Raw genomic sequence first — 26,398 nt, 5'->3', positions numbered from 1 at the left:
CCACGTGAACAAGCTTGTTAAGCAAACCCAACTCACAGGAGATGCCATAACTGCTTAAATCTTGATCTATTCTCGGCATTTTTATTATTTCTTCCTGATTTCTGGCCTCAATAGAGCTTATTAAAGAAGCCCCATTTACAAAGAATACAAGAAGGACAATGGATATGGAGACCAGATAAAGTGCTGTTCTCATATGCTCACCAGAACGTCATTTTCCAGCCGTTGGAGAACTCTATTGTTACCTTGGCTTTATCCGATACGATGCCTCTTACATCAAATTTGTACCTGCCTGAGAAGAGGAATGCCAGCTTACCATTGTAATTATATGTTGATACATTAAAACCACTACAACTATATACAACGCCTAACTCTCTATATCCCAAATTGCTGATTAAGATCATCCTGCTTCCTTGAGAGGATATCCTCACCGGAGTGCCAAAGTTCACACTCTCATACAGGACTGATCCGTTACCCATCATCAAGGCCTTGTTTAAGATATCAGAGAGCCTAATCACTTCAGATAAAAGAACTTCATACCTAGCTTTGTCGATCCTTTCGTTAGAGTAAGCCATTAGCGATGGCAGGGATAAGGACAGCATTATCATCCCAGCCAAGAGGAGAAGTAGCTCTGGTAGCACTGAATCCATCAATCAATCCCCCAGATGACCAAAGCCCCGGAAGTCCATATCAGAATGAGAAATAATGATAGAAATAGCTCTGATGCACTGAAATCACTATAAGAAAGGAATACCTTAGCTAAGAATCTCAGAGGGACAACGAGCAGATTTGACATCGACATTATTGCTATAGCACGAGAGGATTTCCTCAAGAAGATCCCCCTAAGGATTTATTGTATAGGACGCGGATACGCCTCCTGGCCCGCTCACCATTATGCTTGCTGGTCCTTTGTCTAAGTAAAGCGGAGTTGGGTTAACTACTATCTTTAGCACCTCATCAGGTTTTAGAGAACTCAATGAAGGGGATAATGAGGTCACAGAAGGTGATACCCTGCTTCCATCTGCCCTTTTTATGCTTACTATCCAGTTGCTTGTGCTGCCTACGGACACAGCAGAGCTTCCTATGTTCTGCACTGTGACAGCAGTGATCTTATCATCCTGTACATCAACCCCAACTATTTTTATCATTGTCTTGGGCATTATGCCAGCAACAGCACCTGACATCTCAGTTACCTTTCCCTGTCCCCAGAAGTAAAGCCCGGCTACCATTGTGAGGCCTACTAGGATTAGGCCAACCTCAACAAACACTGTTCTCATGATCTACACCAGCTGATCAAATAATCTGGAGATATACCCAAGAAAAAAGGAGAAATTGGTGGAAACTATTTTCTCCTGAACAGGTTTTTCACATGCCTGAGTATAGACAGGTCTATCTCAGCCACCTCTTGTCCCTCTATAATACTCAGAGCTGTCCTTATCCTTTCAGGTCCAGCTTTTCCCATAGGAACAGCTCTCCTCTCAATTATCTCTGCTATTCTTGCTATAGATTTGGCCTCATCGCTCTCTGGATATAGATCTACAAGGGGTGCTCCTCTCTCATATGCTTCCACAAATCTATCGCTGTACTTCACCAATATAACATCCCCCTCCGCTGTCAGGATCTTCCTAGCCCTCTCCATCATATCCTGATTGCCGTCCTTAACCTTATTCAGCACAACTAAGTTGACGGGAATGCCTGAGAGATGAGCCATGTTTGCAAGCCTTATGGCATTTGTTATGCTCGCCTCATTCGGCTCAACAACAGGAACGAAGCTATCGCAGGAGGAAAATATCATTAAATAATCCAGTACTGAGGAAAGGCCTCCTGATCCGGGGCAGTCCACAATAACTCTTCCATACTTCTTGTACTCGGACACGAGCTTGGAGAACATGTCAGCAGATCTCCTTAACTCCTTCATCTCGATCTTTCCATGCCCAGCCGGCACAAAGAAGAGGTTCTTTACCATGTTGCTCTCGTAGGCTATCTCCAGAGGTCTTGCCTTTCCTTTGAAGTATTCTCTTATTGTAGCTATTTCGCCTTTGTATATATGATCAGCAACTCTTTTATCCCATAGGTATACAGCACTTTGTCTTCCCATGTCCATTCCTATGAAAAAGACTCTCCTCCCCTCCCTGGCCATTTTAACTGCCACATTGAAGCTTATCGTTGTCTTTCCTGTACCTCCTCCTTGAAGGCCAAACGCGACACACATTTTATCACCTCATACCATTCTTATTTTCCTCTCAAATACCCTTTCAGGGATTTTTAGCTCGGTATTCCTACTAGGCTCTCTATTCACTGTTGTAGAGCTTTTCGTAGGAGAGATTACCGGCGACCTAGGCGGTGATGGGGGAGGTGATGGAGGAGATGATGAGGAGGAACTCCCGCTTGAACTGCATGCCCCAAAACTCCTGCTGGCACTGGCACTAGTTCTTCCATATCCGGATGCAGAGGCATAATGGCATGTATCTCCATCAAATCCTCCAACAGATAGAGCTCCACACCCTACTACTGGGCTGGAATGGCTGCTCCAGCATCTTCCATCAACACAAAGCTCTACATTCCATATCTGCTCCAGATAATATGTGACTGTAACTGTATAACCCCTGTATCTATCTCCTGATACGCTAAGAGCAAAAGTTGGGCAGCTAGAACCAGATCTTCCGCCCTCATTGCTGTCTGAGAAAGAGGCCTTTGCTTGAAATTCCCTTCCATATTTATCGTGTACAACAAACATAAATGCATAGGATCCTTCTTTTTGTGGAGTATAGTAATATGTTTTATTTATTTTTGTATAATTTCCAGCTCCTTCATCTAGGAAAATCCTGCCATAGGGGGTCAGAAGAAATGCCTGATACGACATTATAACGTCATAAAAAGCCGAGGCAGATCCAATTAGCTTGACTTTTTCCCCACTTTTCACTTTGTCTGGATCCGCTTTAGCGGATACTGACACTGCCATGGCCAAGAAGGTGGCATCAGATCTTATCTCCTCCTTTCCATCCGACAATATTGTCACAATAGTGTAGTTTCCGAAGCATGTCGGCTTTATCTCCATTTCGGTGCTGGCTTCATACTCCCCAGTCCAGCATCCCAGCGATATACAATTAGTGCAATTGAAGTTTATATGAACACATCTATCGCTGGGGATTATGTTCTTAATCCTACTTTGGGAGGAGCCATCCGGAGGCATGGGAACAGGGGCTATAGGAGGACGAGATGGAGTGATGTAGGGGGAAAGAGGGCAGGAAGAAGGAAGCAGGAGGAAAGCCTTCATCTCAACTCCCTTTCTGCATAATGATATCCCAAATGCTCTGTAGCTCACATTCTCCCCAACGTAAGTTATCTTTGGCTCAACATCTGTCTGAAGAAAGAGACAGTTGTTATTACTCCCTGATGGTAGACAGGCTGATATGAAGGAGTCTCCTTGGGTTAAGTTGAAGCACGATCCGCTATTTGTCAGATAGAATCCCTGCATTATAACCTCTTTTCTTATCTTCTCCCATGGAACTCCTCTTTCCACATCCCTTTTCACCAAATTGAACTCGTTGAAAAGCTCGTCCTTTCCCACATAAACTGGAATTATGCTGACAAAGCTTGATAATAGCAGGAGCAAAACTATCCCAAGCGAGATTATGAAGATGCTCCTCATGACAAAAGCTACAACTGAGTTATAACTTAGAAGGTATGTGAAAATTTAACGGAAAGTTTCAGTTGAGCAAACGTTAAGAAGTGCTTCTTTCCGTCAATCTAGACAAGTATAGCGGCCTGAAGTAAACACACTTCTCCGGCTCTATCTTCAACTCATCTGGATTAAATTGGCCCATTTCGACAGGAGCGCCCCTTATAAGGACAAATGGCACAAGATCATCTCCTTCCCCCATGAAGATATGCGCTGCTGCAGCGAGGGCATCAGCCAAGTTCATCACTGTCATCAATATCTTCTTTCCGTATATATCCCTCTTTCCTCTGAAATCTCTTATCCCCTTGAATCCAGACATTCCAAGGGCAAAACCAGTAGTTCCCATTCTGAGGGGGGAAAGTTTGCTGTCCACTATTATTACACCCACCTTCTTTCCTGTTCTTCTCTCTATCTCCTCCCTTATTCTGTCAGCTTCCTTATTTGGATCCTCCGGCCATAATGCCGCATACCCTTTTGGAGCATTCTTGTGGTCTATACCGGCATTCGCAACCAGAATTCCATTCTTTAGAGTTAGAAGCGTCCTATAAGCAGTGCCGAAAACTATGTCAGAGTTCCTCAGGACGAGCTCCACGAATCCGGGCTCAAGTCCTGACTCCTTTGCAAGTTCAACAGCTCTATCAGATGGTTTTATGTCCTCGTATCTGATAAATCTCCCCTGTGCTGCTGCTATAGCTTTATCTGCTATTGCTATTATGTCCCCATCCTCAACTTTGCATTTAGAAAGAAGAATGCTCACTACATCATCCCCCTTTGATATCACTGAGGATTTTATTGGTATTACCTCCACTTGCTCACCTCCTCTAAAGGGCATCCCATCTTCCCCGCAATTTCTATAAGCCACTTCGCTATCTCAAGCTTTTTTCTCTTTTTTATCAGGTCCTTTCCAGCTAATATGTCATACTCCGTCACGGAATCAAAGTCCATTCCGATTAAAACAACTGATTTAGCTCCAGCCATCATCGATATGAAGACGGCCCTATCCCCATCCGTAAACCCCCCAAAGTTGTGAACTTTGCCCACTGGCTCGACTTGAGTGGTGCCAACTAGTTCCTTCATGAGAGGAACGAACTTTCTAAGTCTATCCATATTGTCCCCATGAGCGTGCACAACTTTTAGTGACCCCATTTCCAGTATATCAGGGGGTCCATCCAAGTCTGTAACTATTATATCGGGCTCCTTTCTCACCACTCTCTTGTATACAGATGCTGCAGCATCTGCAGCTATCACCACTCCATGAAGGTCTTCCAGATTTTTGGGAAGAGAGGGTCCATTTCCTAGGATAATCACTCTCTCATTTTTGAGAAGATATTCTAGCTCATCAGTTTTGTCCTCTTTTCCTGTCATAAGCCTGTCCATCAGGATAGTGGCCTCTCTATCAGCCTCTACATCTAGACCAAGTTCAGCAGCTATCCTCATATAGATGGGCATCCATAGACCTAAATCTATCTCTCTCACAAGTCCTAAAGATAGGGGGTAAGAAAAATGTTTCTGAAAGCCGATCTATCAGGAGTAAAAGTGGGATTAGGAGAATCTGTTAAAGTTATTGGGGCAATAAATCTGAGTCCAGAGTCTTTTTACAAGGATTCTGTGGCAAAAAGCCCAGAGGAAGCTCTAAGAATAGCTGAAAAAATGGTGGAACAAGGAGCGTCGATAATAGACATAGGAGGAATGAGCACAGCACCTTATCTAAACACTTACGTGAGTGAGGAAGAGGAGATCAGAAGAGTGGTTCCAGCTATAAAAAGGATAAAGGATTTAGGAGTTCCAATATCCATTGATACCAAGAGATATGAAGTTGCGTTGAGAGCAGTGGAGGCTGGGGCCTCTATAGTAAATGATGTCTCTGGATTATCGGATGATAGAATGGCTGACCTCGTATCTTCCATGGATCTCTCCCTTATAATGGGGGCTTTTGGTAGACCGGAAAGCTCCAATCCACTAAAAGAAATAAGAAGATTCATATCAGAAGGTCTAAGAAGAGCCTATGGAATAAAGGAGGACAGGATAGTAGTGGATCCTCTCATAGGATTCTTCAGACAACAGGATAAGCCTTGGTACATCTGGGATTCCGAGGTGCTGAGAGGATTGAGTAGCTTGTTGATAATGGGAAGACCTATTTGTGTGAGCGTCTCAAGGAAGTCCTTCATAGGGAAAATAGCTGGAGAGGAGGATCCAAGAAGAAGGCTTCCTGGGAGCATAGCAGCGACTGCAATAGCAGTTTACAATGGAGCTAGTGTCGTGAGAACTCATGATGTCTGGGAAACAGTTCAAGCAGTTAAGATAGCTGAATTCATGAGAAAAAATATAGAAGTATACAAGAAGGATATAGAAGCTTACCTAATGCCTGTAGGAATGAAAGAAGAGGATTTTGAGGATTTATATCTGAGAATAGGGGCACATCCATATGGTGCTAGGGAAGTGGCCTCCAAATCAGAGACTAGGGTGTTATACATTAGAGGGGTGAGCAATCCAGTCGCAATAGTGATAAAACAGGAGATGCTTGCTTCTGGTGGGGATGCAGCAGTTCCGGCAAGCACGATAGTCTTTGGACAGGAAAGAGTGGATCTAGTTATAGCAGGGAACATGAAACAGCTGAGAAGGCTTGCGGAAAAGATGGAGCTTAATGCAAAAGAGGGAAAAAATTTATCAAAAGAGTTTTTATCTGTAAAAGAAGCTATATCAAGCTTGATGTCGAGGTGATGCGATGGTGTTCTTCGATAGCGATGGGAAGCTGCATCACATAAGAGTTGGAAGAGGTGATCTTCCTCCTAGAGTTCTTTTACCAGGATCTAGAAGTAGAGTTAAGCTGATACAGAGATTTCTGGAGAATTCCAGAGTTATGGCTGATGAAAGACAGCTTGTAGTAGTTGGATCCTATAGAGGAGTGGATGTTGCAGCAGTGGATACGGGAATGGGTCCAAGCTCAGCAGCAATTGTAGTCAGAGAGGTTATAGAAGCATTAGATTACAGCAAGGGATATGCTGTCCTGATAAGGCCTGGTACATCTGGAAGCCTGCAGAGGGAGGTTCGTGCAGGAGATCTTGTAATATCCACAGGGGTGATAGCACAGGAGTGCGTTTCAAAGAAAATAATCGGAGATGGATTTCCCCTTATTCCCGATCAAGATGTGGTCAATGCTCTGAGAAATGCCTGCTTGGAGCTTGGGGTCAGATTTCACATGGGATTGACACATTCTAAGGACGCACTATACGAAGTTGAGGAGCCAGAAGCATCAATAAATCCTGATGAAGCTAGGAAAAACTTGGAATATCTGAGGAATATTGGCGTTCTCTGCACTGAGATGGAGCTTTCAGTGATTCTCGCGTTGGCATCAAGATACAATCTCTCCGGAAGAAAGATAAAAGCCGGTGGTATATTCTTGGTCATATCAGAAGACATGAAAGGAGAGGATATTCTTGTCAAGGTGGCATTAAGGGCGCTTGCTTCCCTCTAGCTCCCTTCTCAGATCCCCAACAAAAGCGGATCTCTCTACATATATATCATGTTTATGAACGCTCTCCAAGCTTCTGACGGATGAGATGACGTATGCATCATCTGGTATCCTTGGAAATCTTTCAAGAAGCAAAAATAACATTTCTCTGACGACATCTTCAGCAAGTTTTGGGTTAAAGAGAGACAACATCACAAGAGAGGCCTCTTCAGGCCTTTTTGTAAGAGTTCTTGTGGGAGAGCTCATGGACTCCTCTACTATGGCAGCTAAATCTCTATGGCTTATATGATCCTCCTTGAGGGTTATATCAAGGATTCCAATGCTTCTCTGTGTATGAGTTGCGGGTATGGATGTGCTTTCACCAATATCGGCAAGATATGTCCTTATGAGCTCTTGAGTGCAGGGACATGCTGTTATTCCAACAAGTTCAACCCTGGTCCTGTTCTTCCTCTTGTCTGCTCTAGATATAAAGGAGGAAATCATAGTTCTGTAGCTTCCGAATGCATTTGCTTCATCTTGGGGAATATCAACTTCTACTGAGACCTCAGCTGCATCAGAGTATGGAATAACGTCCAGAAGCTCCTCAGCCGACAAAATAACAAACTCCTCAAGAGATCTAGCTGAATTAGCCACTTGATACACTACAGAATTCTGTCTGCTTAGATCCACTCCCCTTCTGTTATCAGGTAAACTGGTGTAGACATTCACGTTTCCCAGCAGAACAAATCCATTCACTCTTATCGGAACTTTTAGCCCTGAAGCCCCAACTTTATCCAATCTGAAGCAGTATTTTGGTCTATCGGAGTGTATATCCCTCGCCTTTTCGATCAGATTTGCAGGGAACTTCATACTCGCACCGAGCCCGAACAGGCTATAAAGCTTCTGTTATGATTAAATATTCAGAGTGTTTTTGAATCAGGTATGGAGAGGGAGAAAGAAGAGGGAAACATAGAGTATAAGCTGATGGTAAAGCCAAATTCAAAGGAGAGACTGGAGGAGCTGGCCACCCAGTTGATGTATAGAATAAATGAGGGTGGAGGAGAGGCCTTCTATGAGCTTGGAGTGAGCAATGACGGTCAACTATTGGGACTAAATGAGGAGGAAGCTAGACAATCCTTTGAGGCAATGGATAAAATATGCGAGATGATAGGTGCCACTTACATAGTAATAAGGAAGGAAAGAGGAAAAAGAGGAGATGTATACGAGCTTTTGGTGAGAAGAAGCAGAGATGTTCCTCCTATAATGATGAACTTAGTTCTACTGGGCAATGTGGATGCTGGAAAATCCACCCTCAAGGGAGTGCTAGTTACGGGGAAACTTGATGATGGAAATGGCTCTGCCATGAGCGCTGTTGCAAGATACCCGCATGAGCTGAGGATGAGAAGGAGTAGCTCTGTCTCGATTCACATTCTTGGTTTTGACGATAAGGGCAACAGCGTTAATGATTCAATACCATATAATGAACCGGAGATCTACATGAAATCATCGAAGCTCGTGAACTTAATAGATCTGGCTGGACACTTCAGATACCTCAAGACAACTCTTAGAGGAGTCCTAGGAAGTCTACCTGACTACGCACTGCTTGTAGTTGGAGCTAATGCAGGGATAATTGGCAGCTTTAAGGAGCATTTGGGCATAGCTATAGCTCTGGGAATACCCGTAGTTATAGTGATGACGAAAATTGATGCAACTCCAAGGGAAGTAGCAATGAAAAACCTCAGGGATGTGATAAAAATTCTCAAACTTCCGGGAATAAACAGGATTCCCATTATAGTAAGGGAGCTCAATGATGCGGCTGTTGCCGCAAGATACATGACCCACGGAAAGATAGTTCCAATATTTTTAGTATCAAATGTGACAGGCCAGGGTCTGAGCCTTCTAAAATCATTTCTTAACATGCTTCCTCCCAGAGTTGCATGGAAGGAGAGGGCTAAGAAAGGCTTCCTCTGCTATATAGACCAAAAGTATATTATACCTGGAGCAGGGCTTGTTGTGGCAGGACTTGTAGAGTACGGATCTGTCTCGGAGGGAGATCAGGTTCTCTTAGGGCCCTTTGATGATGGAAGCTTCAAAACAGTGAGAGTGAGATCTATACAGGTGAATAGATTGCCCGTAAGCAGAGCTGTTGCCGGAGAGATGGCGGGCTTTGCAATAACAGGTGTGGATCAAGAAGATGTAAGAAGGGGCATGGTGCTTCTTGGCAGTGGCAGGGAAGTAAGAGCTACTTGGAAGTTCAAGGCTGAGATAAAGGTGCTCCATCATCCTACCACGATAAGAGTTGGCTATGAACCTGTAATACATGTCCATACTATAAAGCAGACATCTAGATTAATTAAATCTAGTAAAGAGTACATGAGAACGGGGGATTCCGGAGAGGTCGTCTTCAAGTTTTTACATAGACCCGAGTACATATTGAAGGGCGATGTGTTCATATTCAGAGAGGGGACAACTAGAGGCATTGGAAGAGTATTGGAGCTCCTGTAGCATATAACTTTTTATTTTTTAATACTAAACTAGAACTATTTAACTAGATCTAGGAAGAAGAAGATATGAGAAGGCCTACAAGCCTACTGGACCTGATATCTATTGCAAAGGAGTTTCAGATAGAGATAAAGATGCCAGATAGAGAGTATAAATGCAATGTTCTTGTCCTAAAGGAGGAGTTAGTTGATTCCATCCCCTGCTGGGTAATACAAATATGGAATCCAGATCTAGCCGCAAGAGCCACAATTCACATATCTAAGGAGGATGGAAGCCCTGTTTCAGGGAAATTTGCCCTGTTTGACTATAGGGGAGAGGATCTAAAGGCTTTTTACATGCAGACAACTACTCCTGTGAGGATATTTCTGCAACAACAGGACAACAATATAGAGGAGTGGAAAGCACTAGGAGATAGAATAGGAAAAATAGAGCTAATAGGAGGAAAAGAGATACGTCTAGGGGATATTACTGTGAAAGCTATGGGCTACAGAGTTAGAACTTCTGATCTAGCGAGAAGAATCCTCACTCCAGTGGCAGAAGGGGAGTACTGGATGGCAGATATAGGAGGGTTCAGCATCGTGGTGAGGTCTATTACTTTATTTGAAGATGGAACTAGGGTAGAGGTCGGGATATCGAGTATTAAGCTGTGGGATATGCAGAAGAGCACAGCTTAACTGCTCACATTTTTATCTTATGAGCCTAAAGTTTCGTATGAGAGTTCTGATAGTAGGAGCACACTACCCTGAAAGAGGAGGAGTTCAGCTCTACTCCACATACCTTTCAAGAGAGTTCATTAAGATGGGACATGAAGTAGAGGTTTTGAGCTATAGTGGATCTTCTTCCTGTTTTGGAGAGGTGGTCCATCAGCTAAGAACTCCTAAGGTGAAGCTAATAAGAGGGACAAGTTTCATAATAAATGCTGGCATGTGGATGAAGAGAAAGGGCAGGAAATTCGATCTTATCATAGCTAATTATGCGAAGACAGCTGGGGCAGCTCTGGGAATCTCCTCGTTGAAAGGCATTATTGTGTTTCATGGAACGGATATATTTATGGGGAGAATTTTAAAATCCATTGTTAGAAAATCTCTAAGTAGGGGAAAAACTGTTTCCGTGAGCAGGTATATAGCTGAGAGGGTAAGGAGTATCTTCGGAGTTGAATCTACAGTGATACCTGGAGCTGTTGATAGAGATGAATTCCTTAACATCCCAGAAAGAGATGTTGTTAGATCTGAGTTCGGCTTTTCTGATGAGTTTCTTGTACTATCTGCTGCTTCTTTAGTCCCAGTGAAGGGAGTTGATCTCGTTGTAGAAGTTGCCTCCAAAGTTGATGCTCAATTTGCGATAGCTGGAGATGGTCCTTTGAGAAAATTTTTGGAGAAAAAAGCTAGGAAGTCCGGGGCAAAAGTGAGATTTCTTGGAAATCTTGATCATAAAAAGCTTATCCCTCTGATGAGCGCATCTGATGTATTTCTTCATATGCCAAGATTTGAGGGTTATGGGCTTGTCATAGCAGAAGCTCTAGCTGCAGGAGTTCCTGTCGTCGCAGCTAACGTGGGAGCAATACCAGAAGTGCTGAGAAGAGATGGCATATTGGTGGGAAGTGTTGAGGAAGCAGTGCAGGCAATAAGGGAATTAAAGGAGAACAGAGAGAAATTGAATTCCTTCAGAGGAATAGCAAGGGATAGAGTGTTGAGCAGAAGCTGGAGGGATGTAGCTGAAGAGTTCCTCAGGATTGTTTAGTGCTGGCCATCTTTGATTCCATGTGTGCTAGGATCAAGGGCTCTGGTTGAGAGCGATTTAATAAAAACATTTTTGATATTTTAAGAGAATCATCTATTGATATCATGTTTCCAGGCGATATGTAGCTGCCTCCCAGAACCCAACCCAGATGTATCCCGTTCACAAACACCTTGTTTCCATATATTTCTCCGACTAGCAGGGATTTAGCAGCTCCTATTGTTGGCTTTCTCAGCGCAACGCCTAGGTGACATGCCTCGCCAAATAGCTCTGGATGAAGTAGTCCATGACCATCCACAAAAAGCACATCAAATTCACACCTTCTTGCAGCCAGATACATAGGCCTAAACTCCCTGAAGGCGAGATAGGTGGGTATGTATGGAAAAAGAGCTTTTACCTTTACTACACTCTTTTCAACTACATTAAAGTTTCTATCCATCACAACACATGCCCCAAAGGCCACATCCCCTACATAAGCAACATCAACGCCTGCTGCCGTTCTCACATCTCCCACCTCTTTTAAGACAAGAGAGTCCCTCATCATCCTCTGAGCATATCTCATCCTGAGAAGAATTGCGGATTTTCTCACTCTTCCCGTGATAAAGGATCTGTCAACAGCATTTCCTCTTATAGTGACACCTTCTGCTTTAAGCAGGGGTATTGCATCCGGATCTGCTTGCAAATTCTCCCTGACAACCCTGTGCCATCCCTCTATTCCCCTGTTCTTTAGCTTTTTTAGCGAGAGGAATACGGCTAAAGTCGCTCTTTTGTCCCCGAGTGATTCTGCTATAGTTTTTATTGTTGTCACTTTCCCCCTAGGGATACTTGATATAACTGATGCTACTTCCCTGTCCAGTACAGAGAGATCCTCAGACAAGGTGCCACCAAAGGCAATGGAGCTGATATAAATATATAATGAGGACTCTTTTAAATTCGCGTTTAGGATGTTATCAAGGTGATTAGTTGAGCATGGATGACTTCACAATAAAAGTGTTAAAAGTAATAAAAAAGAGGGGACCATCGAGTTGCAAAGAGATAGCCAATGATATAGGAGTATCTGCCCAAAAGGTCGCTGCAAAAATGAGATATATTGTTAAATTAGGCCTAGTTGAGAAGAAGAATGGAAAATATGAGCTCAGCAAAGCAGGAGAGTCAGCTATAGAGTGAGGTGTTCCCCTTGATCGACAGAAGAGATCCCCTTTCCGGTGTAGAACTGGCCCTATCTGAGGAGATATCTAGAGCTGCTCAGGATGTTGGCATATCGCTTGATGCTGCAGAGATAAGATTTGAGGAGACTCCTGATAGAAGCCTTGGACATATAGGGACATCAATAGGATTTAAATTAGCAAAAGAGACCAGAAAAAGTCCAGAGGTAATTTTAAAGGAGATAACTGGGAGAATGAAAAAGATAGAAGGAGTAGAGGAGATCAGAATAAAGGGAGGATATATAAACGTCAGGCTAGATATTCCATTGATCTCCAGAGAGGTCATAGAGGCGGCAACCAAAGGACAGCTGGGAAGAGGACTTTTCTCTGGAAATGTGATGGTGGAGCATACAAGTGCGAATCCAGTTCACCCTCTTCATATAGGGAGTGGGAGAAACTCTGTGATAGGGGATACGTTGGCAAGAATTCTTTCCTTCATGGGATACAACGTGAGGAGGCATTATTTAGTCAACGATTGCGGTCTGCAGAGCGCATATATAGCATTGGGCAAACAGATAGTCGGGGAGAAGCCAAGAGGAAAAGTGGACCACTGGTATGGCTTGATATATGCAGCTGTTAATCAAGCAATAGAGCTGAAAAAGGGAAACAAGGAAGCTGAAAACAACCTAAAAAGGATTAGAGGGAAGGATCCGGAGCTAGTTGATTTGATAGTTGAGAGGATAATGAGCATGAATAATCCTGAGGAGGAAGTCTATGAAATTCTCAGAAGATATCAGAGAGGGGAGCAGGAGATAAAATCGCTTCTCAGAAGTTCAGCTGAGGAAGTCATAAGCGGATTCAGACAGACATTGAGGAGAATAGGTATAGAACATGATGAATATGACTGGGAGAGCGACATGATCTGGAGCGGTCTAGTGGAGAAAGTAGCCCTCATGTTACAACCGTATACCTCAAAGGAGAATGGAGCTGTGTACTTAGATATGAACAAAGCGAGAGAAAAGGGAATAAAAGTGCCAGAAAATCTACCGGAGAGATTTTATCTCTCTAGGTCTGATGGAACGTGGCTTTACACGATGACTGATATAGCATATTCGTATAAAAAGCTGGTGGAGATAGGAGTTGAAAGATGCTATAATGTGGTGGGAGCAGAGCAGACAATGGAACAATCTCAGGTGAGGGTGGGTGTTGCCCTCCTTGGCCTTGATCCTGATAGAATAATCCATCTAGGATATGAGCTTGTCAGCTTGGCTGAGGGGGAGATGTCGGGAAGGAAAGGAATATACATAACTGTAGATGAAGTTCTCGATGAAACTGCAAAAAGGGCATCAAAGCTAATAGCAGGAAGAGATATAGAAGAGGACATAAGCGAGAAGGTGGCAGTGGGAGCATTCAGATACGCAATGCTATCTATAGATCCCAAGAAGAAGCTTCAGTTCAACTGGGATAGAGTGCTAAATCTAGAGGAGAACAGCGGCCCATTTATACAGTACTCTTACACAAGAGCTGTGAGCATACTCAGAAAAGCCGGTTATGTGCCAAAGGATTACGATACCAAGCTTCTCAGCTCAGGGCTGGAGGAGGATCTTATCCTCTTGATAGCAAGAATACCCAAGATCCTCAGGGATTCAGTAGATCTATTGAGACCGGATCTTATCGTGCAGCATGCAAATGAGATGGCAAAGAAGTTTAACAAGTTCTATGAGGAAATTCCAGTGATACAATCGGAGAATAAATTGAGAGATGCAAGGTTAAAGCTAGTTGAGGCATTCAAGGAGTCACTGGGATCTCTCATGGATATAGCTGGTATACCTAGAATGGAGAGGATGTAGGTTGAGATTTGGAGTCATTTCCCAAGATGAAAAGGTAAAATCTTGGCTTGAAACTCAAATAGAGATTTTTGGAGGAGCTATATCTGATGACCCTGATATAATCATCATATTTGGTTCTGACAGAGATTTTCTGGAGGCTTTACATAGGATAAAAGGGAAGCTAGTTCTTCCCATAGGAAATTCAGGTCCCAGCTTTTTCTCAGAAATAGGAGTGGATGAGGTTCATCAAGCGATTAAAAAGGTAGTATCGGGAGATTATATCCTAGAGGAAGCAATGAGATTGAGCATTGAGGTAGACGGAAATCTAATGCCTCCTGCACTGAATGAAGTGGCTATTTTTCCCTCTAAGAGCGCAGTTCCCATGGAATATGTGTTAGAAGTGGATGGGGACGAGCTCTTCAGGGATTACTCCGATGGCATCATAATAGCAACGCCCACTGGATCAACTGCTTATTCTATGTCTGCTGGAGGACCTGTTGTGATAAAGAACGCGGATGTCATATTGATAGTTCCTGTAAATTCCATAGATCCAGGAAGAAGACCAATAGTAGCCCCGGGAGAAAGCCTAATTTCGATAAGAGATATTGGAAGCAGGTATGAGTGTGAGGCTATAGTGGATGGAATAGAGAGAGTTAAGGTGAGATCCGATGTCAAAGTGAGAAAAGGAGATAGTATAAGAATAATAAGGTTTGAGAGGAAGATTCTCTCAAAGGGAAAGATAACTAGAAAAAAGAAAGTTACAGAGGAGATCCTGAAACTACCGCCTAGTGCAAAGCTTATACTGAAAGTAATAGAATATGAGGGTCCTCTTTCTAGGAAGGAAATTATTGAGAGGACACTTCTTCCAGAGAGAACTGTCAGATATGCCATATCTCAGCTTTTAAGAAGGGGTCTTATATCCAGATCTCTGGATCCCAGAAATCCGAGGCAGCAGGTTTATGCTAGGAGGTAATTCTTGCCTCGATTCCTTAAATTGATGGCATTAAAAGTCAAGGCATAATTGTTTATTAAGTGTATATTTTTAGGCCTTCTATGCCAAGAGGCATACATTACAGAGTTCTTCTGATCTCATGTCTTGTGTATGCATTCGCTGCTATGGATACAATGCTCATCGGAGCACTGTTAGTTCCTATAGCCAAGGAATGGGGATTAAGCAGGCCAGAGCAGGGTCTGCTGGCGAGTTCAGGTTATGTGGGTATGTTCTTGGGAGCTGTGACATTCGGAATTCTAGCTGATAGAATTGGAAGGAGAAACACGATGGGCATCACCGTTGCAATATTCTCTCTGTTCACAGGGTTGTGTGGCATTACAGCAAGCTTAAGCGAGATGATCATTCTCAGGTTCATCGCTGGAATAGGATTAGGAGGTGCTCTTCCTCAGCCAGGAGTTTATACCGCAGAGTACGCACCTGAGAGATATAGGGGAATGTTCTTGGGATTAGTTGAAACCTCATGGGTTTATGGAGTGCTGCTAGCCATGTTCATCAGCTGGATCGTAGTCCCGTTTGCTGGATGGCGAGCTACATTTGCCCTTGGGTGCCTGCCGCTGTTCCTTATACCGCTTTTATCTCTAACACCTGAGTCAATGAGATACCTTATTTCATCCGGAAGAGCGGATGTAGCCAGAGATATAGCCAGCAGATTTGGCTTAAGCCTTCCAGAAGTGGAGGTAAGGAAAAAGGCATATACAAAATGCATGGCGGATATACTTGGAGAAAAACTGAGAAAAAGAACTCTTCTTTTGTGGATCCTCTGGGCCTCTCTCGTATACACGTATCATGGTATCTTCATCTGGCTTCCATCGATTTATTATGATATGGGAATAGCCTACGTTAAATCCATCGAGTTCACCCTCCTCGTCACCCTGATGCAGATACCGGGGTACTATTCAGCTACATTCCTCTTAGATAGCGTGGGGAGAAAGAAAACACTGTTTGTATACCTTACTCTTGCTGGCATCGGAAGTCTTATGTTTGCAACAGCCAGAGATATTCCATCTATTTTATTATATAGCTGTATAATATCGTTCTTCAATCTTGGTAGCTGGGCTGGCCTTTATGCATATACTCCTGAGCTCTATCCTACTGAGATAAGAGGCTTTGGTTCTGGAACAGCCGCAGGAGTGGGAAGAATCGCTGGAATATTAGCTCCTTACCTCACTGGAGTTATATGGATGGAATATGGGCTGGAAACTGTATTTTTTGTTTTTTCCGCTGTCCATATGCTAGCATCGATCTCCACACTAATCCTCGGAATAGAAACAAAGAGAAGGACGCTGGAGGAGCTATCCAGATAGTTTAAGAGGCAAACTTGGAGATAATCCAATCCTTGAGCTCATTTATCAGCTTTCTTGCTTGCTTTACCTCAGCTATGATCCTAACCCCCGGTTCTCCCTTAGATATCTCATCGAATTTCAATTCTATCTGCTCTATCTCAAGTAATTTATCGCTTAAATTGACTCCAAGTTTCATAAGTCCTGATACTATCCCCTTTATCGTCTCAATTTCCTCCTTCATGCGCTCCATCTCCTTCCTGAGGATCTCATCGGAGTAAGCTCTGCTGTGAACTATGAATCCGTTCTCGAATATTATGTCCTCATTCTCCTCGGACAGCATCCTAGCTATCATGTGCCTCCATCTTTTCGGTATCTTCTCAAGCTCATCCACTCTGACAGCGTATCCCTTGTTTCTTAGCTCATCCATTATATACGACTTCCAGAATGGATAAAGTCTTTTAAGCTCCTTTCTTGCCTCAACAAATTCATCTATTCCCCTTATCTTGTCTTTAAGGATCTCAAGAGCCCTTGCCGCTCTGAGCTCCTTTGGCAGATCCTCATTTTTCAGAATACCTTTTATTGCGTCGGAAAGACCTTCATAACCTTCTATCATGTCGAGATATTCGAAGAGATTGAGCTTTCTCTCAAAGAGAGGGTATATCTGAAGAAGGACATTTGTCAAGCTATCGAAATTTGATAAATCACCATCAGCGCTGTTTAACTCTTCCTCAGAGTTTATAGCAAGAGAGATAAGTCTATTTGACATGGAGTTGAAGAGCAATGAGAAGGCATCTGTCCCAGAAATACTGTCCAAGTAGGAGCAGATCTCTTTGACCTTTGGAAGCAGCGATATCAACCTTTCTCTTCTAGCCACTATATCATCTAGTTTAACTAACTTGTCCCTTATCGATTTCACTTCAGCTTCCACATATCTCCTTGTATAAGGAGTTCCTCTTCCTGCGATCCCCTTCAATCTGTTAATTCTGTCCTTCAGAAAGCTCACATCCATTCCTTGGGATTCTCTCTTTTCAATCTCTTTCTCCACCTCTGATATTTCTCCATATATTTCCTTCGGTTCAGCTGTTGAGAGAGTATAGTTCATGCTGTCAAGTCTCTCTCTGATTCCTGCAATTCTACTCCTATAGGGAACAACAGCACTAAGAGGTATCTCGACCCTAAGGGATAGATGAGCTAGCTTGGAGAAAAATGGATCCCTTCCTATGTCTGTTATCAACTTCTTCATGTCCTCCTCTATCTTTCTCATTTCCTCCCGTATTGCAGGATCCTTCAGATTTTCCAAACGATCTTTTATCGCTTTATATGCTGAGTAGAGACCTTCTATTTCCTCCATAAGCCCAAATCTATGCATTCTCTCCATTATCACCCTTGCAGTTCTCTCATCTATGCCAGAGCTTATCAGAGCATCAAGCACATATTCAGATGCCATCCTTCCCTATAGCATAGGGGTAAAGATTAACTTTTTCCAAGGGATGGTTCTATATGCAGGTCAGAGTTAGATTCTTTGGCTCTTTAAAGGAGAGAGCAGGAGGTCCAGAAATAAGCGTGGAGCTGCCTGATGGATCTAGAGTAGAAGATCTACTGAGGAATATCGAAGATCTGATAAGAGGAGTTGATATAATGATTGCTGTAAATGGCAGAAGAGTGGATGAAAAACAAATTCTATCTGATGGGGATACCGTAGCGATATTTCCTCCTGTCAGCGGTGGAGCTTATCTATCCAAGGACTTTGATATAAATGAAGCCCTCAAAAAGGTGAAGTCATCGAGAATGGTGGGGGCTGTAGTCATGTTTATAGGTGTTGTGAGGGAGAAAAACGAGGGATATACTGTGAAAGAGCTCTCTTATGAGGTTTATGAGGACATGGCAAGGAAAGAGCTTGAGAAAATAAGAGAGGAAGCCCTGAAGATGAGCGGTGTTCATGAAGTTGTTATAACACACAGGATAGGGACTTTTTCCCCTGGAGAGGAAACTCTTCTCGTTGCTGTAGGAGCAGAGCACAGAGATCAAGCTTTTAGAGCAGCTGAATGGGCTGTTGAGCAGGTGAAGAAGAGAGTTCCTATATGGAAGCTTGAGGTCACTGATCAAGGAAGCTTCTGGATAGAGGGAGAGAGGAGGAGAAGTCTCCTGAGGACAAAGTAAACTGGTGTAGAGAATCGATTTTCAACATAGCTAAAATTAAAAATATGAGGCGCTTCCCTCCAGCTAATGGAAGCAATAACAATATCCCTCCTAGTAGTAGAGTCTATCCTTCTTATTGCGACTATAATACTACTTTTACTGACAAAAAAGGAGTGGAAAATGAGGGAAAGAGCATTAAAAAGCCTTCAGGACACAATTAGAGTGCTGACCAGACAGCAGTACTTCAGCACAGTTATGGAGGCACTGAGATCATCTAAAAAGGAGGTCAAGGCAATAGTGACCGGCACTTATCCGAGAGATGAGGATCTAATGGTCTTTGATGAGCTTCTCAAGTGCATGAAGGAGGCAAGCTCTAGAGGAGTTAAGCTTCAGTATCTCATGCCAAAGGGAAAGGATAAGCTGGCAGTTGGATCAAAGTATGTTAACAGTGGTGCAGAAGTGAGATACCATGATGGTCTGATAGTTTATGACCTGAGGTATATGGTGGTGGATAGAGAGCTCATAGTGCTTGGATTGCCCGAGAGAGTGGGGGAGGTCGAGCCCACAAGAGTAGGTCATCTGGTAAAATCCGAGACTCTAGCTAATTTGCTTATAAGCCACTTCGAGAGATACTGGGAAACCTCCATTGAATACAGAGAATACCTGAAAAGGACGGTGGATGAGATAAGAAAGGCCGAGCCGGGTGCCTCAAAGCAGCTGATAGCCGCTTATCTAAGAGTGAATGAGGCGGATATAGAGATTTAGCTTTAATACTATTTTGTAATAATTAGCTAAAAGTTATTCTTATATTAAAGATAACCTCCTCATTATCATCTGACAGAAAGCTGCATCTACAACAGGAACGCCAAGCACAGTTATCAACGTCATATCCCCTGGCCTTTCCCTTCCAGTTAGTATGTCCCCTATCTCCATAACTCTGAAATTTCTCTCAGCAAGCATCGTTCTTATGCTCAGAGCGAAGGTGGCCGGACTTGGAAGTTTTCTGAGCTCTACGCTATCAAATACGTAGGTATCAAACTTCATTGCGAACTCATGATCAAGAGCATTCTTTCCCACATCTATATATGTGACTTTCTCCGGAAGCATTCCCTCTTTCACTAAGGAAACCGGTTTGGGCATGGAGATCAGATCTATCACAGCATCTACTCCCTTAATGCACTTCTCTATGGACTCCGATGGCTCTATCTCCAGATCAACTTTTATCCTTTTTATGTAATCTTCTAGCCTCTCCTTAACGTTGGAGAACCCACCTCTTCCTCTTGCCGATATTATCACTTTTCTTGGCTTTTTGTCTAGAGCTGAGAGCGACTGAAGAACTGCATTTCCGACAGATCCAGTTGCTCCTAAAACAGCTACGGTGTAATCTCCCTTCATGACAGCATCCAGTCCAACAACAGCTATGCTTGCAGTTCTGTAATCTGATATCAAGTTGCCCTCAGCTATCGCTACAATGTCCGTTGTCTCATTATCGTATATGATACAGAAATTGTTTGATCTCCTCCTCCCCATCTCCCTATTCCTCTCATTGGCTGAAAAACTTCTCACCACAGAGTACCTGCCATAACATCCAGCCATTGCCCTTATTTTAGTGGGATAAGCGGGATCCGATGTTCTAGCATATAGAGATATCTTGTCGAAGGCATATGGCCTTAAATCCGAAAGTATCTCCCTTGTTATCGATATAAGCTCTTTTAGAAATTCTATTTTGTTTCCCATTGCTTGCTCTACATCCCTGTCTGTCAGGAAGCATACAGGAAGCTCTTGAGATGTGAAGTTTATTCTCAGCATAATCACATGATGGAATTCATGCTAAAAACTTTTTCTAACATTGAAATCATCTTTTACAGGCCTCAACAAAAGATCTGAATATCCTTTTAGATGGTTCATCTTCCATTCCCTCAGGATGCCACTGAATTCCAAGAAGGAAGCCCTTTTCCGCTTCTATGGCCTCTATTATCCCATCATCACTCCATGCAACAGCTTTTAATCCTGATCCAATCTTTTTTATGGCTTGGTGATGAAAGCTGTTTACCCATATTTCCTCCTCTTTTACTGTGTTGAATAACATGCTGTCCTTCTCTATTCTAACTCGGTGAGTGGGATACCAATATGGGACCTCAGACTCCCTTCTTGACCACCAGTGCTTTATAGCTCCGCTTACCTCTGTTTTTATGTCTTGAATTAGCGTGCCACCCATCGATACATTGATCACCTGAGCTCCTCTGCAGATGCCCATCACAGGCTTATCTCTCTTTATGAACTCCCTGACAAGCCTTATCTCAGCCTCATCTCTCATTGGTTCAATGGAGCCCACATCCCTAGGAGGCTCTCCATAAAACCTCGGATCAATATCATCCCCTCCAGATAACAAGAGACCGTCCAAGGAATCGGCTATTTCGTCCGAGAACATAGGTGGAATTATCAGCACACTTGCCCCTTCATCAGAAATCTTCTTTATATATCTTTCCCTGAGCTGAATAAAACCCTCTGCCCAATTATAATGTGAAGTTATCCCTATGAGAACCAGCTTATCACCCAAGCAAAGCGCAAAACCAGCTATTAAAAATATGCCGAAAAAGTTTTATAGAAACACTTGCTGAGAAGCTCAGGTGAAATGTTTGGCCGAATATCATCTCAAGGAGAGTTGTCATCTTGAGGGGAACATTCTTCATGACGAGAACACAAGCAACGAATACGAATTCAGCGATGAAGCAGCTATAGTGTTGAGCCTCATAGTAGATTCTTGGAGAACTCCTCAGGGGGTCGTAGATCTTCTGAAGGAGGAGTTCGTGATAGACAATGAGGCAGAGCTCCTGAAGGAGATAGAGAAGTTCTTTGAATCGCTTGTGAACGAGGGGCTTGTGGAGAAGAGGTGAGGGTGTTCTCCTCCGATGGAGAGATCAGAAGGAGATATTAGAGTGAAGTTTGAGATAGTAGAGGATTCAAGAGATCAAATGTATAAGGCTTTCATCAGGTTATACGATGGAAATAGAATAGGCTTACAGATATACAGAACGGCTAGAACAAAGGAAGAGCTCTTAAAAATGCTGAAGGAGATGAAGGATTGGCCAAGATGGCTTGGAGATCCGCAGGACAGGCTGATCAGAGAGATCCTTTCATCCCTGTAGGACAAAGGTTTCTAACAGGACATTCATTGCAGAGAGGCTTTCTGGCTTTGCAGTACTTTCTACCAAGCTGTATGAGGAGAAGATGGGCCTCCAGACATTTGCCTTTGAACAAACCCATTAGATCCCTTCTCATCTCCTCATAGCTACCGGAGGAGAGGCCAAGCCTTTTAGCTACCCTTCTCACATGAGTATCTATCGGGAATGTATTCATACGACCGGAGAACAGAAGAACAACATCTGCTGTTTTTTCCCCAACTTTTGGCAGTTTTAACAACTCCTCCCTCGGATTCTCAAGGGATAATATTCTTCTGAAATCGCCTCCATATTTTTCCCTTATTTCTCTGGCTATCTCCTTTATTGCCTTAGCTTTTGTCCTGTACAAGCCGGCTATTCTTATTGCATCGGCTATCTCCTCTTCCTCAGCCCTTGACAGTGAGTCCGGATTTATCCCTATTTTATTCCTCAGCTCATTGAAAGCGGCTAGAGAGTTTCTATCATTTGTATTTTGGGATAGAATCGTGGCTATCAGTATTTCAAAAGGGTCTTTTGAAGCTAAAGCAGTGAAATCCTCCTTTCTTATTTCCATATTTTCTTCTAAGATCTTCAGAATTTCCCTTGCTCTTTCCTCATTCTTTATCTATATCACCCTGCACTGTAGCTTATGGGAGGATGGATAAAGATATTCACAGGGCCTATGTTCGCCAGAAAGACAGACGAGCTTCTGATAGAGGTGAAGAGATACCTTCTGGCCAAGAAGAAAGTTGTTTTATTCAAGCACAGCATTGATTCAAGGTATTCTCATGCGGAAATTGTAAGCCATGATGGGAGAAGGATGGAGGCAATACCAGTGAGCAGCTCGGATGAGCTGAGATCGCTTATTCCAGATGATGCGGATGTAATAGCAGTGGATGAGGTTCAGTTCTTTGATCAGGGCATAGTGGGTGTGGTAAAAGACCTTGCTAAATCCGGAAAAACGGTTCTACTGGCCGGTCTTGACAAGGATTTCAGAGGAGATCCATTTGGACCGATGCCATACCTATTGGCAATAGCTGATGATGTGGTGAAGCTCACTGCAGTCTGCACTGTGTGCGGAGGCCCGGCTACAATGAGCCAGAGGTTGATAGATGGAAAGCCTGCCCCAAAAACAAGCCCGACGATATTGGTTGCAGGAAAGGAGAGTTATGAGCCGAGATGCAGGGCTCATCACATAGTAATTGATTGATCTACTCGGTAACTGTTGGCTGACCTTCTCTATAGCAAAATCTGTCCTGCTGAAGAGGAGCTCCATATAAGAATAAGTTCCAAGCATAGCAGAAGCCGAAGTACTTGCTGCATATCTCAAGATACCTGCAGCTGGAGCAGCTAGATTGCTCAAATACCTCTGGAAATGCGAGCTTATCTGCTCTGCTCCATATTTCCCTGAATATATCCCTAAGTATATTTCCTAAAGAGAGCTCAGGAACATCCGGAATCCATGGACAGCCGAGCACATTCCCGCTTGGCATTATCGCTATCTGAGTTCTATATGCTTGGCATCTGTTCTCCGATCTGGGAACTGTTCTTGCCTTTCTCCTGAGGGCGACGTCCTCCAAGTAGGATAAGTCAACGAGCTGTTTTTCTTTATATATCAAATAACCGCTCTCCCTTCTTAACGACACTAAAATTGAGGAGATCTTTTCATATGCCTCATTTATCGCATGGAAAGTTGGAATTTTTGCCCAAGAAAGCTTCTCCATCTCTATAGGCCTTATTGAAAGGATATCAGAGGCCCCTAAAAGCCTGTAAAGGGATTTGTATGAATCCCCCTCTTCAGATGCGATTACATAGTTCACCTGCGTCCTTCTCCTGCTGATCCTATCCAGAAAATCCATTACAGAGTTTGTGCTGTTGAGAAAGGAGTAGTGATCTACTACAAGAGTCACCTTGTCGAAATCCATCTCCTCATAATCCAGATCCTCGGGAGGCCATCTTATCAGGAGCTCCTTGAATATCCAATCCGGAGTTTTATCCACCAGATACTCAGCAAAGTAGGATCTTTTCAGCCCAAGCACTATCAGATGATTCGGGATCTGCCTCCTATCATTGGACATTAACTGAATGAAATCCACCACTCTTGCCGGGCTTATCCCTCCTTCATCCCTCACATAAACCCTTTCAGGAACGGATGAGATCCTATAGCCTAGATTTGCCTTCATGAAGTCCTCCAGATTTATGTTATAGAGAAATTTCTCCTCATCAAGTCTCTCGAAATAAAAGGAGTAGTCCCTAGAATATTTACCTACCCTGATGAATGCCTCTGGGATTCTCTCATGGAGCTTGGAAATCACGGTTTCAGCTTTATCCCAGCCTATTGATCTGGATAGCTTGTCAAGAGCATAATCATAGCCATATTTTGCCAGAAGAACGAGGGCATATCCTGACAAAGGATCAACAACATACGAGCTGGAAAAATCAACGTTGTTCACAACTACTCCGTAGAGTTCCCTATTCAGTCTAACTGTGGGAGATAAAGAAAAAGACATTGGGGACACCAAAAAAGGTTAGAGGTCGGGGCATCTCTGCATCTTTGGCTTCATGTTGACGGCCAAGCTGAAGTATACCATTAACTTCTCGACAGTAGGCCTGCCAAACTTGGAGCCAAGAGCTGCTTTTTCCTGCTTGTAGACCATAGCTACACCTCTTCAGCCAGTTGAGGTTGAGAGAGGACCTGGATCAACAATCTTGCCAACTGGAGCTGCTGAGGTTGAGAGAGGACCTGGATCAACAATCTTGCCAACTGGAGCTGCTGAGGTTGAGAGAGGACCTGGATCAACAATCTTGCAAGCTATAACAGCTACTAAAAGGACAATAATGCCCGAAACAGCAAGTCTTCCACGATCTCTCATGGGTATACCATCACCCTACTTAAGCAGGAACTTCTTCTTTAAAAAAATTTCGGAAGATATGCCAGAAGATTTCGGAAAATTTTAAAGAAGCATTGACCTACTAGCTCGGGGGATCCTATATGAACTTAGCAAAGATAGTATCTAATGAATATATAGAGTATTTTAGAAAAATATCCCTAGTATTAGATGACACCAACTTGAGAATAATAGATGCAATAAAGAAGATCGGCCCAAGAAATATGTCGAGAATCGCTAGATATGTAGGGGAAGATCCCAAGAAGGTCAGCTACAGATTTAATGTAATAAAAAATAAGACAGGCTTAGTAATTAGAGCCCTACCTTCATATTCCTCAATGGGTCTGACAAACACCGTATTGTTCCTTCCACTTAGTCATGTAAGGGTAGAACCTGTTAAAAAAGCTTTAATATCAATGAAGATTCCCAAGAAAATCTATAGAACATACGGAAATATAAGTGGGCTTATGGTCCAAATGATAGTACCTAACCAAAAAATACATTCATTATCTGATATTATTAGCAGTATTCTACTGGAGGAGGAGAAGAAATCTTTGAAGTTGTTATATCTTACAGACTTCATAGTTCCAACCCTAGATTTCTCTAGGCTAAGCCTTACTTATAAAATATGGGACTATGCACCAAGTGAACTGAAAAAAGATTTTCTAAAAGGAGAGAGAATGAAGCTAGAAGAAAAGCAAACTATGGTGCCTGTAGATAAAATTGATGTATATATATTATCTAAATTAGCTGATGATGCTACAATTCCATTTCTCCAAATGACCAAAGAGACAAAAATAAGTCCAGCTAGGCTAAAATATCATTTTGACAACCATATAATTAAGCGGAAGATGATAAGGGATTACTATATTTATTTTCCAAGATATTCTCCTGAATTCGCTGGATTTTTCTCCTTTGAATTCACATTTGATAAAGAGGAGTATATGGAAAGATTCCTTTATGCACTAAATCGAAGTATATATTCTCATGGTTTTGCAAAGGAGCTCGGAAAACTGAGAATAGTAGCTTTGATGGAAATTTTCTGGGGGGACTTGTCAGAGGTTTTACAAACACTTTCTGAACTTTGTGTCTCCGGCTACCTTGTCGATTACAAATTCAGTTACATAGACTTAAGAAATATTTATGTTAGCAATCTAACTCCAGATATGTTCGACGAGAAGACTGGATGGAACGTGCCAGAGGATCTAGGATTGTCTTCGGTATATTTAAATAAATATAAAATAAAGGTTAAAGATGAAATAATATAAAAGTCAAGTATACAGATCTACCTCTTTAACTCTTTTTTAACTTCTTTATGCGGAAAAGGTTTTTCAAGCACTTCTATGCTAGCCATCTCCTCTATTTTTCTCCTTCCTGTTATTTCAGGCCTTTCTGCTGAATATCCAATCGTTATCACTGCAACAGGAACCAGATCCTTTGATGCACCAACAACCTCCCTGACTTTATCGTCATCAAATGCTCCAACCCAGCAGGTTCCCAGATCAAGTGCTGTTGCCGAGAGCATCGCATAAGTTGCAGCTATCGTGGCATCCTGAATGCTGTAAAGCATCA

The 26,398-nt window shown here is 42.9% G+C and carries 33 protein-coding genes; 15 read left to right on the top strand and 18 right to left on the bottom strand.

The window, feature by feature from the left end:
* The 8 genes from D6D85_RS08025 to D6D85_RS07995 all read right to left on the bottom strand — a co-directional run.
* Window positions 1-193: hypothetical protein (locus D6D85_RS08025; protein WP_133308302.1), on the bottom strand; the 193-nt coding region annotated here is incomplete at its 3' end.
* A 4-nt stretch (window positions 194-197) separates the two neighbouring features.
* Window positions 198-647, bottom strand: a complete 450-nt coding sequence (locus D6D85_RS08020) for a hypothetical protein (protein ID WP_125671540.1) — start codon at window positions 645-647, stop codon at window positions 198-200.
* A complete protein-coding gene (locus tag D6D85_RS16835) occupies window positions 647-829 on the bottom strand; it encodes a hypothetical protein (RefSeq protein ID WP_153184007.1) in 183 nt (60 codons plus the stop codon). The genes D6D85_RS08020 and D6D85_RS16835 overlap by 1 nt, the downstream gene beginning before the upstream one ends.
* Window positions 830-839: 10 nt before the next feature.
* Window positions 840-1,274, bottom strand: a complete 435-nt coding sequence (locus D6D85_RS08015; protein WP_125671539.1) for a hypothetical protein — start codon at window positions 1,272-1,274, stop codon at window positions 840-842.
* Window positions 1,275-1,339: 65 nt separating this feature from the next.
* The gene (locus tag D6D85_RS08010) at window positions 1,340-2,209 is read right to left on the bottom strand and encodes a MinD/ParA family ATP-binding protein (protein WP_125671538.1); all 870 of its coding nucleotides are present in this window, start codon (window positions 2,207-2,209) and stop codon (window positions 1,340-1,342) included.
* A gap of 9 nt (window positions 2,210-2,218) precedes the next feature.
* On the bottom strand, window positions 2,219-3,649 hold the full coding sequence (locus D6D85_RS08005) for a hypothetical protein (RefSeq protein ID WP_125671537.1): 1,431 nt from the start codon (window positions 3,647-3,649) through the stop codon (window positions 2,219-2,221).
* 73 nt (window positions 3,650-3,722) lie between these two features.
* Window positions 3,723-4,487 (bottom strand): coenzyme F420-0:L-glutamate ligase, encoded by a 765-nt coding sequence (gene cofE / locus D6D85_RS08000; protein ID WP_161969766.1) that lies wholly within the window; start codon window positions 4,485-4,487, stop codon window positions 3,723-3,725.
* Window positions 4,478-5,155 (bottom strand): 6-hydroxymethylpterin diphosphokinase MptE-like protein, encoded by a 678-nt coding sequence (locus tag D6D85_RS07995; RefSeq protein WP_125671535.1) that lies wholly within the window; start codon window positions 5,153-5,155, stop codon window positions 4,478-4,480. Before D6D85_RS07995 ends, cofE begins: the two co-directional genes overlap by 10 nt.
* A gap of 27 nt (window positions 5,156-5,182) precedes the next feature.
* Here D6D85_RS07995 and folP point away from each other — a divergent pair, with 27 nt between their 5' ends.
* Together folP and D6D85_RS07985 are read left to right on the top strand one after the other, a co-directional pair.
* Window positions 5,183-6,400: a dihydropteroate synthase gene (gene folP, locus D6D85_RS07990; protein ID WP_125671534.1), complete on the top strand. Its 1,218-nt coding sequence runs from the start codon at window positions 5,183-5,185 to the stop codon at window positions 6,398-6,400.
* Window positions 6,401-6,404: 4 nt separating this feature from the next.
* Window positions 6,405-7,154: a phosphorylase family protein gene (locus D6D85_RS07985; RefSeq protein ID WP_125671533.1), complete on the top strand. Its 750-nt coding sequence runs from the start codon at window positions 6,405-6,407 to the stop codon at window positions 7,152-7,154.
* Here D6D85_RS07985 and mptA read toward each other — a convergent pair.
* Complete coding sequence (gene mptA, locus D6D85_RS07980; protein WP_125671532.1) at window positions 7,131-8,000, bottom strand: GTP cyclohydrolase MptA; 870 nt, start codon at window positions 7,998-8,000, stop codon at window positions 7,131-7,133. The genes D6D85_RS07985 and mptA overlap by 24 nt on opposite strands.
* A 72-nt stretch (window positions 8,001-8,072) precedes the next feature.
* Here mptA and D6D85_RS07975 point away from each other — a divergent pair, with 72 nt between their 5' ends.
* The 3 genes from D6D85_RS07975 (at window position 8,073) to D6D85_RS07965 (ending at window position 11,372) form a co-directional block, all read left to right on the top strand.
* Window positions 8,073-9,635 (top strand): GTP-binding protein, encoded by a 1,563-nt coding sequence (locus D6D85_RS07975; protein ID WP_125671531.1) that lies wholly within the window; start codon window positions 8,073-8,075, stop codon window positions 9,633-9,635.
* Window positions 9,636-9,700: 65 nt separating this feature from the next.
* Complete coding sequence (locus D6D85_RS07970) at window positions 9,701-10,306, top strand: hypothetical protein (RefSeq protein WP_125671530.1); 606 nt, start codon at window positions 9,701-9,703, stop codon at window positions 10,304-10,306.
* A 37-nt stretch (window positions 10,307-10,343) separates the two neighbouring features.
* Window positions 10,344-11,372, top strand: coding sequence for a glycosyltransferase family 4 protein (locus tag D6D85_RS07965; RefSeq protein ID WP_161969765.1), 1,029 nt, complete (start codon window positions 10,344-10,346; stop codon window positions 11,370-11,372).
* Here the strand turns inward: D6D85_RS07965 and D6D85_RS07960 are convergent.
* A complete protein-coding gene (locus D6D85_RS07960; protein WP_125671528.1) occupies window positions 11,359-12,246 on the bottom strand; it encodes an endonuclease V in 888 nt (295 codons plus the stop codon). The genes D6D85_RS07965 and D6D85_RS07960 overlap by 14 nt on opposite strands.
* Window positions 12,247-12,338: 92 nt before the next feature.
* Here D6D85_RS07960 and D6D85_RS07955 point away from each other — a divergent pair, with 92 nt between their 5' ends.
* The 4 genes from D6D85_RS07955 (at window position 12,339) to D6D85_RS07940 (ending at window position 16,659) form a co-directional block, all read left to right on the top strand.
* Window positions 12,339-12,536 carry a winged helix-turn-helix transcriptional regulator gene (locus D6D85_RS07955; RefSeq protein ID WP_237558795.1) on the top strand — a complete coding sequence of 66 codons (198 nt, stop codon included), beginning with the start codon at window positions 12,339-12,341 and terminating at the stop codon, window positions 12,534-12,536.
* Between the two features lie 10 nt (window positions 12,537-12,546).
* Entirely contained in the window at window positions 12,547-14,364 is a 1,818-nt protein-coding gene (locus D6D85_RS07950) for an arginine--tRNA ligase (protein ID WP_161969764.1), read from the top strand.
* Between the two features lies 1 nt (window position 14,365).
* Window positions 14,366-15,316 carry a winged helix-turn-helix transcriptional regulator gene (locus D6D85_RS07945; protein WP_125671525.1) on the top strand — a complete coding sequence of 317 codons (951 nt, stop codon included), beginning with the start codon at window positions 14,366-14,368 and terminating at the stop codon, window positions 15,314-15,316.
* 80 nt (window positions 15,317-15,396) lie between these two features.
* Window positions 15,397-16,659, top strand: coding sequence for an MFS transporter (locus tag D6D85_RS07940; protein ID WP_125671524.1), 1,263 nt, complete (start codon window positions 15,397-15,399; stop codon window positions 16,657-16,659).
* A 1-nt stretch (window position 16,660) separates the two neighbouring features.
* On the opposite strand, the gene D6D85_RS07935 is transcribed toward D6D85_RS07940, so the two are convergent.
* The gene (locus D6D85_RS07935; RefSeq protein WP_125671523.1) at window positions 16,661-18,085 is read right to left on the bottom strand and encodes a hypothetical protein; all 1,425 of its coding nucleotides are present in this window, start codon (window positions 18,083-18,085) and stop codon (window positions 16,661-16,663) included.
* Window positions 18,086-18,138: 53 nt separating this feature from the next.
* On the opposite strand from D6D85_RS07935, the gene D6D85_RS07930 reads away from it, so the two are divergent.
* Entirely contained in the window at window positions 18,139-18,798 is a 660-nt protein-coding gene (locus D6D85_RS07930; protein WP_237558794.1) for a molybdenum cofactor biosynthesis protein, read from the top strand.
* A 66-nt stretch (window positions 18,799-18,864) separates the two neighbouring features.
* Window positions 18,865-19,542 (top strand): hypothetical protein, encoded by a 678-nt coding sequence (locus tag D6D85_RS07925; RefSeq protein ID WP_125671522.1) that lies wholly within the window; start codon window positions 18,865-18,867, stop codon window positions 19,540-19,542.
* 39 nt (window positions 19,543-19,581) lie between these two features.
* On the opposite strand, the gene D6D85_RS07920 is transcribed toward D6D85_RS07925, so the two are convergent.
* The gene (locus D6D85_RS07920; RefSeq protein ID WP_125671521.1) at window positions 19,582-20,586 is read right to left on the bottom strand and encodes a hypothetical protein; all 1,005 of its coding nucleotides are present in this window, start codon (window positions 20,584-20,586) and stop codon (window positions 19,582-19,584) included.
* 46 nt (window positions 20,587-20,632) lie between these two features.
* Window positions 20,633-21,337: a gamma-glutamyl-gamma-aminobutyrate hydrolase family protein gene (locus tag D6D85_RS07915; RefSeq protein WP_161969763.1), complete on the bottom strand. Its 705-nt coding sequence runs from the start codon at window positions 21,335-21,337 to the stop codon at window positions 20,633-20,635.
* A 79-nt stretch (window positions 21,338-21,416) separates the two neighbouring features.
* Between D6D85_RS07915 and D6D85_RS07910 the strand changes: the two genes are divergently transcribed.
* Window positions 21,417-21,674, top strand: a complete 258-nt coding sequence (locus tag D6D85_RS07910) for a PqqD family peptide modification chaperone (protein WP_161969762.1) — start codon at window positions 21,417-21,419, stop codon at window positions 21,672-21,674.
* A gap of 15 nt (window positions 21,675-21,689) precedes the next feature.
* On the top strand, window positions 21,690-21,926 hold the full coding sequence (locus D6D85_RS07905; RefSeq protein WP_125671518.1) for a hypothetical protein: 237 nt from the start codon (window positions 21,690-21,692) through the stop codon (window positions 21,924-21,926).
* Here D6D85_RS07905 and D6D85_RS07900 read toward each other — a convergent pair.
* Window positions 21,901-22,512 (bottom strand): endonuclease III domain-containing protein, encoded by a 612-nt coding sequence (locus D6D85_RS07900; protein WP_125671517.1) that lies wholly within the window; start codon window positions 22,510-22,512, stop codon window positions 21,901-21,903. The two genes, D6D85_RS07905 and D6D85_RS07900, sit on opposite strands and share 26 nt — an antisense overlap.
* Window positions 22,513-22,587: 75 nt before the next feature.
* Between D6D85_RS07900 and D6D85_RS07895 the strand changes: the two genes are divergently transcribed.
* Window positions 22,588-23,148 (top strand): thymidine kinase, encoded by a 561-nt coding sequence (locus D6D85_RS07895; RefSeq protein WP_125671516.1) that lies wholly within the window; start codon window positions 22,588-22,590, stop codon window positions 23,146-23,148.
* A gap of 1 nt (window position 23,149) precedes the next feature.
* Here D6D85_RS07895 and D6D85_RS07890 read toward each other — a convergent pair whose 3' ends face one another.
* The 3 genes from D6D85_RS07890 to D6D85_RS07885 form a co-directional block, all read right to left on the bottom strand.
* Window positions 23,150-24,391, bottom strand: a complete 1,242-nt coding sequence (locus tag D6D85_RS07890) for an SPASM domain-containing protein (RefSeq protein WP_161969761.1) — start codon at window positions 24,389-24,391, stop codon at window positions 23,150-23,152.
* Window positions 24,392-24,466: 75 nt separating this feature from the next.
* Window positions 24,467-24,595, bottom strand: coding sequence for a hypothetical protein (locus D6D85_RS17025; protein WP_272914426.1), 129 nt, complete (start codon window positions 24,593-24,595; stop codon window positions 24,467-24,469).
* 12 nt (window positions 24,596-24,607) lie between these two features.
* Window positions 24,608-24,811 carry a hypothetical protein gene (locus D6D85_RS07885; RefSeq protein WP_125671514.1) on the bottom strand — a complete coding sequence of 68 codons (204 nt, stop codon included), beginning with the start codon at window positions 24,809-24,811 and terminating at the stop codon, window positions 24,608-24,610.
* 119 nt (window positions 24,812-24,930) lie between these two features.
* Here D6D85_RS07885 and D6D85_RS07880 point away from each other — a divergent pair, with 119 nt between their 5' ends.
* Window positions 24,931-26,094, top strand: a complete 1,164-nt coding sequence (locus tag D6D85_RS07880) for a hypothetical protein (RefSeq protein ID WP_125671513.1) — start codon at window positions 24,931-24,933, stop codon at window positions 26,092-26,094.
* Window positions 26,095-26,111: 17 nt separating this feature from the next.
* On the opposite strand, the gene D6D85_RS07875 is transcribed toward D6D85_RS07880, so the two are convergent.
* Window positions 26,112-26,398 (bottom strand): nitroreductase family protein (locus tag D6D85_RS07875; RefSeq protein ID WP_125671512.1); only part of this gene is annotated, 287 nt, incomplete at its 5' end.

The organism is Candidatus Methanodesulfokora washburnensis, assembly GCF_003947435.1.
Lineage (GTDB): Archaea > Korarchaeota > Korarchaeia > Korarchaeales > Korarchaeaceae > Methanodesulfokora > Methanodesulfokora washburnensis.
Note: the sequence above shows the minus strand (reverse complement) of the source record. Positions and strands in the feature narration are given on the sequence as shown.

What these genes read in the sequence shown, in the direction of transcription:
- folP (WP_125671534.1), top strand. Translation starts at nt 5,183, where the DNA reads ATGTTTCTGAAAGCCGATCTATCAGGAGTAAAAGTGGGATTAGGAGAA.
- D6D85_RS07975 (WP_125671531.1), top strand. Translation starts at nt 8,073, where the DNA reads ATGGAGAGGGAGAAAGAAGAGGGAAACATAGAGTATAAGCTGATGGTA.
- D6D85_RS07880 (WP_125671513.1), top strand. Translation starts at nt 24,931, where the DNA reads ATGAACTTAGCAAAGATAGTATCTAATGAATATATAGAGTATTTTAGA.
- D6D85_RS07895 (WP_125671516.1), top strand. Translation starts at nt 22,588, where the DNA reads ATGGGAGGATGGATAAAGATATTCACAGGGCCTATGTTCGCCAGAAAG.
- D6D85_RS07985 (WP_125671533.1), top strand. Translation starts at nt 6,405, where the DNA reads ATGGTGTTCTTCGATAGCGATGGGAAGCTGCATCACATAAGAGTTGGA.
- D6D85_RS17025 (WP_272914426.1), bottom strand. Translation starts at nt 24,595, where the DNA reads ATGGTCTACAAGCAGGAAAAAGCAGCTCTTGGCTCCAAGTTTGGCAGG.
- D6D85_RS07905 (WP_125671518.1), top strand. Translation starts at nt 21,690, where the DNA reads ATGGAGAGATCAGAAGGAGATATTAGAGTGAAGTTTGAGATAGTAGAG.
- D6D85_RS07935 (WP_125671523.1), bottom strand. Translation starts at nt 18,085, where the DNA reads ATGGCATCTGAATATGTGCTTGATGCTCTGATAAGCTCTGGCATAGAT.
- D6D85_RS08015 (WP_125671539.1), bottom strand. Translation starts at nt 1,274, where the DNA reads ATGAGAACAGTGTTTGTTGAGGTTGGCCTAATCCTAGTAGGCCTCACA.
- D6D85_RS07965 (WP_161969765.1), top strand. Translation starts at nt 10,344, where the DNA reads ATGAGAGTTCTGATAGTAGGAGCACACTACCCTGAAAGAGGAGGAGTT.
- D6D85_RS07940 (WP_125671524.1), top strand. Translation starts at nt 15,397, where the DNA reads ATGCCAAGAGGCATACATTACAGAGTTCTTCTGATCTCATGTCTTGTG.
- D6D85_RS07925 (WP_125671522.1), top strand. Translation starts at nt 18,865, where the DNA reads ATGGAAGCAATAACAATATCCCTCCTAGTAGTAGAGTCTATCCTTCTT.
- D6D85_RS07920 (WP_125671521.1), bottom strand. Translation starts at nt 20,586, where the DNA reads ATGCTGAGAATAAACTTCACATCTCAAGAGCTTCCTGTATGCTTCCTG.
- mptA (WP_125671532.1), bottom strand. Translation starts at nt 8,000, where the DNA reads ATGAAGTTCCCTGCAAATCTGATCGAAAAGGCGAGGGATATACACTCC.
- D6D85_RS08005 (WP_125671537.1), bottom strand. Translation starts at nt 3,649, where the DNA reads ATGAGGAGCATCTTCATAATCTCGCTTGGGATAGTTTTGCTCCTGCTA.
- D6D85_RS07930 (WP_237558794.1), top strand. Translation starts at nt 18,139, where the DNA reads ATGCAGGTCAGAGTTAGATTCTTTGGCTCTTTAAAGGAGAGAGCAGGA.
- D6D85_RS07885 (WP_125671514.1), bottom strand. Translation starts at nt 24,811, where the DNA reads ATGAGAGATCGTGGAAGACTTGCTGTTTCGGGCATTATTGTCCTTTTA.
- D6D85_RS07900 (WP_125671517.1), bottom strand. Translation starts at nt 22,512, where the DNA reads ATGGAAATAAGAAAGGAGGATTTCACTGCTTTAGCTTCAAAAGACCCT.
- D6D85_RS08010 (WP_125671538.1), bottom strand. Translation starts at nt 2,209, where the DNA reads ATGTGTGTCGCGTTTGGCCTTCAAGGAGGAGGTACAGGAAAGACAACG.
- D6D85_RS07970 (WP_125671530.1), top strand. Translation starts at nt 9,701, where the DNA reads ATGAGAAGGCCTACAAGCCTACTGGACCTGATATCTATTGCAAAGGAG.
- D6D85_RS07955 (WP_237558795.1), top strand. Translation starts at nt 12,339, where the DNA reads ATGGATGACTTCACAATAAAAGTGTTAAAAGTAATAAAAAAGAGGGGA.
- D6D85_RS08020 (WP_125671540.1), bottom strand. Translation starts at nt 647, where the DNA reads ATGGATTCAGTGCTACCAGAGCTACTTCTCCTCTTGGCTGGGATGATA.